Origin of the sequence: Streptomyces sp. NPDC058955 (genome assembly GCF_042741435.1) — a bacterium.
GTDB lineage: Bacteria > Actinomycetota > Actinomycetes > Streptomycetales > Streptomycetaceae > Streptomyces.
Genome location: NZ_JBHYKM010000193.1, coordinates 1 through 1,334 on the forward strand (window position 1 = coordinate 1; position 1,334 = coordinate 1,334).

1 protein-coding gene is annotated in these 1,334 nt (G+C 76.2%); it reads left to right on the forward strand.

Features of this window, described 5'->3' with window-relative positions:
* Positions 1–206: 206 nt before the first annotated feature.
* A complete protein-coding gene (locus ACFW1I_RS37060; RefSeq protein ID WP_384678307.1) occupies positions 207–995 on the forward strand; it encodes a hypothetical protein in 789 nt (262 codons plus the stop codon).
* The last annotated feature ends 339 nt before the right edge of the window (positions 996–1,334 follow it).

Consider the following 1,334-nt stretch of genomic DNA (forward strand, 5'->3'; position numbering starts at 1 on the left):
CACCCCGTGTACGGCTCCGTACGGGTGCGGGTCCAGGCGCGGGGCGCGGAGGCACCGCTAGGGGTGCCGTTCCGTTGTGCCCACCCGTTCCGCCCTGCGGAACGATTGCCCACAACGAAACGGCGGCGCGGCCCGCAGCCCACGACGAAACGGCGGCGCGCGCGCTTGTCGTGCGGGCTCATGACGCGCCCGGGGCGACCTTGGTCGTGCGGGTGGACCGGGTGCCGGGCGGGGTGCTCGGGGTCGCGCGGGAGCTGGCGCAGCTGGCGCGGCTCGACCCCCGGCTGCGGAAGATCGCGTTCTACGGGGCGGGGGCGGACGACACCCTGCGGTACCGGTTCGTGCAGGCCCTGCCCGGCGGCGGGTTCGACTTCCGGGCCGGGTGCGGGCACTCGCTGCTCGCCTGCGTCGTCGCCGAGGGCCGCCCGGGTCCGGTGACCGTCCGCGCGCTGACCACCGGCGACACGGTGCTGTGCGAGCCGGAGCCGCGGCAGCCGGACGCGTACACGCTGCACTTCCTCCGGCCGCCCGACGCCCCCGGCACCCTCCCCACCGGCCGCCCCCGCGACCGTCTCCTCGGCGTGCCGGTCAGCCTGGTCTCGTACGGGAACCCCTACGTGTTCGTGGAGGCCCACCGGGTCCGCGGGCAGGCCCAGCTGCTGGCGCTCCGGGCCGAGGCCGCCCGGCTCCTCGGGCACCCGCCGCACTCCGCGCTCCCCAAGATCGCCACGGTCGACGCCACGCCCCGCGGGCTCTCCGTCCGCGCGCTCACCGTCGGCGGCTGGCACCCCCGGCTGGCGCTGACGGGCGCCGCGGCGCTCGCCGCGGCGGGGGCGCTGGACGGGACCGTCGTGCCGGCGGTCCAGGGCGCCGTCCGGACGCCGGGCGGCACCGTCACCGTCTCCGCCCGCCCCGACCGGGTGAGCGTGCACCACAAGCGGGCGACCGTGCTGCGCGGCTGCCCGCTGCCGTGGCGCATCCACGCAACGGCGTGAACGCGCAGCCCTTTTCCCAGCTCCGGAGCGTCTTCCCTCTGCCACGCTGCAAGGGACCGGCCAGTGGAAGCCGCATCCGTGGGGAGAGCAGAAGCCCAATGAAATTCGAGAATCTGCGGGTCGTCGTGACCGGCGCGTCCCGCTACTTCGGCCGCGCGCTCGCCGTCGGATTCGCCCATCTCGGGGCCGAGGTCTATGTGTCGGCGCGGACGGTGGAGGCGGCGGAGCGGGGGGCGGGCGCGGGGGGGGGGGGGGGCCCGGCCCCCCCCCCCCCCCCCGGGGGGGGGGCCCCCCCCGGGGGTATAAAAAAAAAAAAAAGGCCGCCAAAAGGAAAAGGTA